This is a genomic window from Arsenicicoccus sp. UBA7492 (assembly GCF_002479615.1).
GTDB lineage: Bacteria > Actinomycetota > Actinomycetes > Actinomycetales > Dermatophilaceae > Arsenicicoccus > Arsenicicoccus bolidensis.
The window spans coordinates 1-8,135 of sequence record NZ_DLOE01000025.1 but is presented as its reverse complement, the minus strand read 5'-3'; the positions used below and the strand labels follow the sequence as shown (position 1 = coordinate 8,135).

Annotated in this window: 5 protein-coding genes; 1 reads left to right on the top strand and 4 read right to left on the bottom strand. The window is 69.6% G+C overall.

Going from position 1 to position 8,135, the window contains the following annotated elements; translation table 11 throughout:
* Nucleotides 1-48 precede the first annotated feature (48 nt).
* From glpK to B4E97_RS06695, 3 genes are all read right to left on the bottom strand, one after another.
* A complete protein-coding gene (gene glpK, locus B4E97_RS06705) occupies nt 49-1,584 on the bottom strand; it encodes a glycerol kinase GlpK (protein ID WP_286959163.1) in 1,536 nt (511 codons plus the stop codon).
* 45 nt (nt 1,585-1,629) lie between these two features.
* Entirely contained in the window at nt 1,630-2,388 is a 759-nt protein-coding gene (locus B4E97_RS06700; RefSeq protein WP_051274127.1) for an MIP/aquaporin family protein, read from the bottom strand.
* Nucleotides 2,389-2,537: 149 nt separating this feature from the next.
* Entirely contained in the window at nt 2,538-4,271 is a 1,734-nt protein-coding gene (locus tag B4E97_RS06695; protein WP_239263380.1) for a glycerol-3-phosphate dehydrogenase/oxidase, read from the bottom strand.
* Between the two features lie 161 nt (nt 4,272-4,432).
* On the opposite strand from B4E97_RS06695, the gene B4E97_RS06690 reads away from it, so the two are divergent.
* The gene (locus B4E97_RS06690) at nt 4,433-5,386 is read left to right on the top strand and encodes a sugar-binding transcriptional regulator (RefSeq protein WP_286959162.1); all 954 of its coding nucleotides are present in this window, start codon (nt 4,433-4,435) and stop codon (nt 5,384-5,386) included.
* A gap of 236 nt (nt 5,387-5,622) precedes the next feature.
* Here the strand turns inward: B4E97_RS06690 and B4E97_RS06685 are convergent, their stop codons facing one another.
* Nucleotides 5,623-8,130 carry an excinuclease ABC subunit UvrA gene (locus B4E97_RS06685; RefSeq protein ID WP_286959257.1) on the bottom strand — a complete coding sequence of 836 codons (2,508 nt, stop codon included), beginning with the start codon at nt 8,128-8,130 and terminating at the stop codon, nt 5,623-5,625.
* Nucleotides 8,131-8,135 lie beyond the last annotated feature (5 nt).

The window sequence follows — 8,135 nt, the reverse complement described above, 5'->3', positions numbered from 1 at the left end:
GTGGGGCCCTCCCGGCATACGGCCGGAGCCGGATCGCGAGACGCTCGGTCAGCGCACGTCGTCGTCGACCCAGTCGAAGGTCCGGGTCACGGCCTTCTTCCACAGGCGATAGGTGCGCTCGCGCTCGTCCTCGTCGACCTGGGGCTCCCACCGCACGTCCTCGGCCCAGTTGTCGATGACGTCCTGCTCGCCGTCCCAGTAGCCCACGGCGATCCCGGCCGCGTAGGCCGCACCGAGGGCAGTCGTCTCCGACACCTGCGGCCGGACGACGGCCACGCCGAGCTGGTCGGCCTGGAACTGCATGAGGGTCTCGTTGGCCGTCATCCCGCCATCGACCTTGAGCTCGGTGAGCTCGATGTCGGCGTCTTTGGCGTCGGCAGCCATCGCCTCGGCGACCTCACGGGTCTGGAACGCCGTGGACTCGATCACGGCGCGGGCGATGTGCCCCTTGTTGACATAGCGCGTCAGGCCCACGAGGGCGCCGCGGGCGTCGTCCTTCCAGTACGGCGCGAACAGCCCCGAGAACGCCGGGACGAAGTACGCGCCGCCGTTGTCGTCGACGGTGGTGGCGAGCGTCTCGATCTCGGCGGCATCCTTGATCAGCCCGAGGTTGTCACGGACCCACTGCACGAGCGAGCCGGCCACGGCGATCGACCCCTCGAGGGCGTAGACGGGCTTGTTGTCGCCGATCTTGTAGCAGACGGTGGTCAGCAGGCCGTTGCGCGAGTGGATGACCTCCTCGCCGGTGTTCATGAGCATGAAGCAGCCGGTGCCGTAGGTGTTCTTGGCCATGCCGCGCTCGAAGCACGCCTGCCCGAAGGTCGCCGCCTGCTGGTCCCCGAGGATGCCGGCGATCGGCACGCCGACGAGGAAGCCGCCCTCGCGACCCTCGCCGTAGACCTCCGAGGAGCTCTTGATCTCGGGGAGCATCGACATGGGGATGCCCATCTCGGCGCAGATGTCCTCGTTCCAGTCGAGGGTGTCGAGGTTCATCAGCATCGTGCGGCTGGCGTTGGTGACGTCGGTGACGTGGATGCCGCCCTCGACGCCGCCGGTCATGTTCCACACCACCCAGGAGTCGGTGGTGCCGAGCAGCAGGTCGCCGCGCTCGGCCTTGTCACGGGCGCCGTCGACGTTGTCGAGGATCCACCTGACCTTGGGCCCCGCGAAGTAGGTCGCCAGCGGCAGGCCGCACCGCTCCTTGAAGCGGTCGTCGTCGCCCTGGGCGAGCTCGTCGCAGATCTTGTCGGTGCGGGTGTCCTGCCAGACGATCGCGTTGTAGACGGGCTCGCCGGTGGTCTTGTCCCACACGACCGCCGTCTCGCGCTGGTTGGTGATGCCGACGGCGGCGATGTTGCTGCTGTTGATGTCCTTGGAGGCGGCGAGGCACTGGGCCACGGCCTGCCGGACGTTGCGCCAGATCTCCTTGGGGTCGTGCTCCACCCACCCGGCCCGGGGGAAGATCTGCTCGTGCTCGAGCTGGCCGGTGCTCACGATCTGGCCCGAGTGGTCGAAGAGGATGGCGCGCGAGCTGGTCGTGCCCTGGTCGATCGCCATGACGTACTTTTGGGTGTTGGGGCTCATGAGTTGTCCTTCACGTCCTTGTGAGTTGGGTTGACTGTATGTCGATCAGCCGACGAACGCCGTGGCGGCGACACCGGCGAGGACGCCGCCGAGCACGGGTCCGAGGATAGGGACCCAGGCATAGGCCCAGTCGCTGCCACCCTTGCCCTTGATCGGGAGCAGGGCGTGGGCGATGCGGGGGCCGAGGTCGCGGGCGGGGTTGATGGCGTAGCCGGTGGGCCCGCCGAGGCTCGCGCCGATGCCGATGACCAGCAGGGTGACGGGCAGCGGACCGAGCTGGGCGGGGTTCTGCCCGAAGGTGACGATGACGAAGACGAGCACGAAGGTCGCGATGACCTCGGTGATCAGGTTGTTGCCATAGCTGCGGATGGCCGGGCCGGTCGAGAAGATCGCGAGCTTGTCGCCGGCGGGGGCCTCCCGGTCGAAGTGGTCGCGATAGGCCAGCCAGGCCAGGACCGCGCCGAGGAAGGCCCCGAGGACCTGCGCGGCGATGTAGACGAGCGCGGTCGTGGCGCCGGCCGGGACGCCGGGGGCGAAGTCGGCGCCGTTGGCCCACAGGCCGAGGGTCACCGCGGGGTTGAGGTGCCCGCCCGACTTGAAGGCGACGTAGACGCCGGCCATCACGCCGATGCCCCACCCGACGTTGATCATCAGGTTGCCGCCGCCCTTGCCCTTGGAGTCGGGCAGCAGGGCGTTGGCAACCACCCCCGCGCCGAGCACGATGAGGATCATCGTCCCCAGCAGCTCGTGGGCGAAGACCGTACCGAGCGGCACGGGCTCGGTGGGGGGTGCGGCGATCGCCATCTCGGAGAGGGCAGCGGTGAGCGAGATGGGCATGGGTGACTCCTTGGTGAACGTCGTTGTCCTGCAGTCGCCCCGGCCGGGACGGTGATGGCGCCCGGGGGGTGGGTTGTTCTAGCGGTCGAGCGGGTCGGTCAGGCCGAGCGGGTGGCTCAGGACGAGGCCGGCAGCGCCTCGCCGGTGACCTGGGCGCGGGCCGCGGAGGCGGCGGCGTCGGTCCGCTCCTGCTCCGCCGCGGCCTCGCCCGCCACGCGGGTGCGGTAGGCCGCCTGCTCCCGCGCGAGGTCGTCCTCATCCCAGCCGAGCAGCGGTGCGGCGATCGCGCCGATCTCTTCGAGAGCGCTGACGCCCCGGTCGCGGGTCTCGTAGTGCAGCCGGATGCGGTGCATGAGGATGTCCTCGAGGTGCAGCGCGCCCTCGTGGGTGACGGCGAACGCCGCCTCCACCCGCAGGTAGGCGGGCGCGGTCGTGAGCGGCTCCCCCAGGGAGGCGTCGGCGTCGACGAGGGCCAGCAGGGCCGGGAGCTCTGCGCCGTAGCGCGACAGCAGGTGCTCGACCTGCTCGGCGCTCCACCCGTAGGCGGCGGCGATGCGCGGAGCCTGGTGGCGGTAGGCGTCGAACCCGGCCGCGCCGACCAGCGGCGTGTGCTCGGTGACGGACGGGTTGGCCTCGGCCGCCTCCTCGCCCAGCGCGACGTCGACGGCGTCCTCGGCCATGACGCGATAGGTCGTCAGCTTGCCGCCGGCGATCGACCACAGCCCCGGGGCGACCTCGGCCACGGTGTGCTCGCGGGACACCTTGGTGGAGGACCCGCCGCTGCCGCGGTGGGGCTGCAGGAGGGGGCGCAGCCCGGCATACGTGCCGATGATGTCGTCGCGGGTCAGGGGACGGGCCAGCACCGAGTTGGCCTGCTCGAGGACGTAGTCGATGTCCTCGGCGGTGGCCACCGGGTTGCGCAGGTCCTGCTCCCACGGGGTGTCGGTCGTGCCGATGACCCAGTAGCGCTCCCAGGGGATGACGAACAGCACGGACTTCTCGGTGCGCAGGAACAGCCCGGTCTCCCCCTGGATCCGCTCCTTGGGCACGACGATGTGGATCCCCTTGGACGCCAGCACCTTCAGGCCCTGGTCGGAGCCCGACATCGCCTCGACGTCCTCGGTCCAGACGCCGGCGGCGGCGACCACCCGGTGCGCGCGGATCGTCAGGTCGCGGTCGCCCTCGGCGTCGTGCACCTCGGCACCCACGACCCGTCCCGTGTCGTCCTTGACGAAGGAGGTGACTCGCGTGCGGGTGGCCGCGAGCGCGCCATACCCGGCGGCGGTGCGGACCAGGTCGATGACCAGGCGGGCGTCGTCGACGCGGGCGTCGTAGAAGCGGATCGCGCCGGTCAGCGCGTCGTCGCGGATGTCGGGGAAGAGCTCCTGGGCGCCCTGGCGCGTGTAGTGCTTCTGCAGCGGGACGGTCTTGGTGCCCTTGGCCCCGACGAGCGCGAGGGCGTCGTACATCCCCACCCCCACGGCGCTGTAGGACCGCTCGACGACCGGCAGCTTGAGGGGCCACAGGAAGGGCTGGGCCTTGACCAGGTGCGGGGCGAGGGTCGTGAGCAGCAGGCCGCGCTCCTTGAGGGCCTCGGCCACGAGGGCGAAGTTGAGCTGGTAGAGGTAGCGCAGGCCGCCGTGGACCAGCTTGGAGGACCACTGGGAGGTGCCGGAGGCCCAGTCCTCGGCCTCGACGATGCCGACGCGCAGGCCCCGGCTCGCGGCGTCCAGCACGATGCCCGCGCCGGTGACGCCGCCGCCGACGACGAGCAGGTCCAGGGGCTCGCCGGTCGTCATCGCCTCGAGGGCGTCGGCGCGGCTCGTCGCGGACAGTGCGGTGGAGGTCATCGGTGTGGCGGCCATGGTCCTCACGACCCTTTCTGTGCCGGTGTCGACCGGCGGCTCGGTGGGTGCACCCCGTGGTGCATCTTGGTCTCTGCATCGAGCATGCGTCGCCCTGCACGTATGCTCAAGCGGTCTGCACGAACGTGCAGGAGGGGGCGAGGCTCGTGAACGATCGTGAATCCGCTTACCGCGCAGCGCAGCTGTACTACCTGCAGGACCAGACCATGGACATGATCGCCGGTGACCTCGGCGTCTCGCGGTCGACCGTCTCGCGGCTGCTGCGCTGGGCCCGGGACGAGGGGATCGTGCGCATCACGGTCGCGGCGCCCGACGGGCCGACCGACCACACCGCGCGCACCCTCCTCGACGCCTTCGGGGTGCAGGCGCACGTCGTGCCCGTGTCGTCCTCGGCCAGTGATCCCCAGCGGCTCGAGGCCGTGGCCCGGCGCGCCGCCGGCCTGCTGGACTCGTGGATGGGCGACGACATGACCCTCGCGGTCGCGTGGGGCACGACCACATCCGCCATCGCGGGGCATCTCGCGCCGCACCCCACCACCGGGTCGGTGGTCGTGCAGCTCAACGGCGCGGCCAACGCCCGCACCTCCGGGGTCCGCTACATCACCGAGCTGCTCGATCGCTTCGCGAGCGCCTACGACACCGAGCTCTACTACTTCCCCGCCCCGGCGTTCTTCGACTTCGCCGAGACCAAGGAGGCGCTGTGGCGTGAGGGATCCGTGCGCCGGATCCTCGAGCTGCGGCGCACCTGCGACATCGCGGTGTTCAGCGTCGGGGCCTTCCGCGGGCGGCTGCTCAGCCAGGTCTACTCCACCGGCTACCTGCGCCCCGAGGAGGTGCGCGAGCTCGCCGACCAGCACGTCGTCGGCGACGTCGCCACGCACTTCCTGCGGGTGGACGGGTCGTATGCCGGGATCGCGCTCAACCGCCGGGCCTCCGGGCCCTCCCCCGCAGAGCTGCGGCGTGTGAACCGCAGGCTGTGCGCGGTGGCGGGTGACAACAAGATCCAGGGGACGCTGGGGGCGCTGCGCGCGGGCGTGGTGTCGGACCTGGTGATCGACGAACGCACGGCAGGTGGCCTGATCGCCCTGCTGTCCTCGTGAGGGCCCGGTGGTGCGGTGGCCCGGGCACGCCGTCGGCCAGCTGCGCCACCGAGCTGACGAGAGGCCCGGATCAGGGATCCGAGCATCTCGTCATGCTCGGTGGCGATGGAGCGTGCGGGGTCAGAGCCTGCGGGGTCAGAGCGTCCGGACGAGCTTCTGGGACTGCTGAAGGTTCCAACCCCGACCTCGTCGAGTGTGTCGCTGTGCGATGTTCATATCGCACAGCGACACACTCGTCACAATGGGGTCACGTTGGTAGCTGCCTGCAGTGCGGCGGCAAGGTAGCCCGCGGAAGCACCGACGCCCTTGTCCGCGACGTAGGCGGGCGTACCCGCTGCAACCACGGTCCCGCCGGCGTCGCCCGCGCCGGGTCCAAGATCGATCACGTGATCGGCCACCGCGACGACGCGCATGTCCAACTCCGCGGCGACGACCGTGTTGCCCGCATCGACCAGCGTCTGCAGATGCGCGACCAGACGATCCGTGTCGGCGCAGTGGAGCCCGGACGTCGGCTCGTCCAATACGTACAGCGTGTACCCACGCTGCGCACGCTGCAGCTCGGCCGCCAGCTTGACGCGCTGGGCCTCACCCCCCGAGAGTTCCGTTGCCGGTTGACCCAGTCGGAGGTAATCGAGTCCAACGTCCGACAAAGCGGCCAGGGATCGAGTGATCTCCTCATCGCCCACGAAGAACAGGTTCGCCTCCTCGACGCTCATCGACAACACGTCAGCGATCGTGCGCCCCCGCCACGTGACCTCGAGCGTTGACGCCTCGTATCGGGCGCCGTGGCAGTCGGGGCATTCGGTGTACACGGAAGGCAGGAAGAGGAGCTCGACCATCACCGATCCCTCGCCCTCGCAGGTCGGGCAGCGCCCGCCGGCGACATTGAAGGAGAATCGGCCGGGCTTGTACCCGCGTGAACGAGCTTCCGGGGTATCTGCGAATCGACGACGTACGTGGTCGAACAGCCCGGTGTAGGTGGCGACGTTCGACCGCGGCGTCCGGCCGATGGGCCGCTGGTCGATGACGATCAGCCGGCGTACACCGGTGACGGGCCCGGCGACGCGTCCATCGAGACGTCCCGGCGCATCCGCGAGGAGTGACTCGTCGCTGACCGGCTCGTCATCGGCCGGGACGGCCCGGCCAAGGCGATCGCCAAGCAGCGACGGAAGCGCCTGGGTGACCAGACTCGACTTGCCGGACCCGGACACGCCCGTGACCACGGTGAAGACACCCAATGGGATATCGACTGTGAGGTCGTGCAGGTTGTTCCGCGTCACGTTCTCCAGGCACAGCCAACTGCGTGCCTCACGGGGTGTGCGAAGAGGGAGACCGCGGCCACCGAAGAGGTACCCGCGTGTCACGGACTCCTCGATATCGGCGAGCCCGTCGGGCGGGCCGCTGTAGAGCACTCGGCCGCCGTGTTCACCGGCGCCCGGGCCGATGTCGACCAACCAGTCCGCGTGCCGCATCACGGCCACGGAGTGCTCGACGATGAACAGGCTGTTCCCTTTCCCCTTGAGTCCGTCGAGGATCCCGAGGAGCGCCGTCACGTCCTGCGGATGCAGCCCCGCCGAGGGTTCGTCGAGGACGTAGACCACCCCGAAGAGATCAGAGCTGAGTTGCGTCGCGAGCCGTAGCCGCTGCAGCTCGCCGCCCGACAGCGTCGGCGTCGTCCGGCTCAACGACAGGTAGCCCAGCCCCAGATCGACCAATGGACGAAGTCGCTGCAGCACCCCTGATGCGAGCTGGACCGCAGCGGCACGCTTCTCTGGCGCTCGGCTCAGGGTGGGTCGCACATCGGGCGCGGCGGCAGGCGAGGAACCGCCAGCAGCGACATGCTCCTGCGATGCCGCCCGCGGAGAGGCAGCGCCGGAAGAAGCGGCTCCGAGCTCCTCCAGGCGTGCAACGACTCCCGAGAGGATCGTGGCAAGTTCCCGAAGCGGCAGTCGGGAGAATTCGGCGATGTCGAAACCTTCGAACGTGACGGACAGCGCCTCGGGCTTCAGCCGCTTGCCATCACAGACCGGGCAGATGGCAGCGATGAGAAACTGCGCGACGCGCCGCTTCATCGAGGCGCTTTTCGTGTTCGCGAACGTGTCCAGAATGTACCGACGAGCCCCGACGAACGTGCCCGAGTAGCTCGGCTCCACGCCTGCCTCGATCGCAGCTCTGGACTCAGAGAGGGTGAGCCGGGAGTGGACCGGAACGAAGGGGGTCTCATCGGTGTAGAGGATCCAGTCCCGGTCCTCTTTCGGCAGGTCCCGCCACGGCACATCGACGTCGTAACCAAGAGAAACCAGTACGTCGCGCAGCTGATGGCCGTGCCACGCGGTCGGCCAGGAAGCGATGGCGCGTTCGCGGATGGTGAGCGATGGGTCCGGGACCATCTGCTGCTCGTTCACCGTGTACACGCGGCCGATGCCGTGGCATTCCGAGCAGGCCCCTTGGACCGTGTTCGCGGAGAAGTCCTCCGCATACAACATCGGCTGCCCATCCGGATAGTCCCCGGCCCTCGAGTACAGCATTCGTATCAAGCTCGACAACGTGGTGATGCTGCCCACGGTCGATCGTGCGTTGCCGGCACCGCGCTGCTGCTGCAGGGCGACCGCCGGCGGCATCCCCGTGATCGAGTCGACATCGGGCACTCCCGCCTGATCGATCAGGCGGCGGGCGTAGGGTGCGACCGATTCCAGATAGCGTCGCTGCGACTCGGCGTACAGCGTCCCGAACGCGACGTACACGAACC

Excerpts from the sequence above, each read along its gene's own strand:
- B4E97_RS06700 (WP_051274127.1), bottom strand. The coding sequence starts at position 2,388 with ATGGCGATCGCCGCACCCCCCACCGAGCCCGTGCCGCTCGGTACGGTC.
- glpK (WP_286959163.1), bottom strand. The coding sequence starts at position 1,584 with ATGAGCCCCAACACCCAAAAGTACGTCATGGCGATCGACCAGGGCACG.
- B4E97_RS06695 (WP_239263380.1), bottom strand. The coding sequence starts at position 4,271 with ATGACCTCCACCGCACTGTCCGCGACGAGCCGCGCCGACGCCCTCGAG.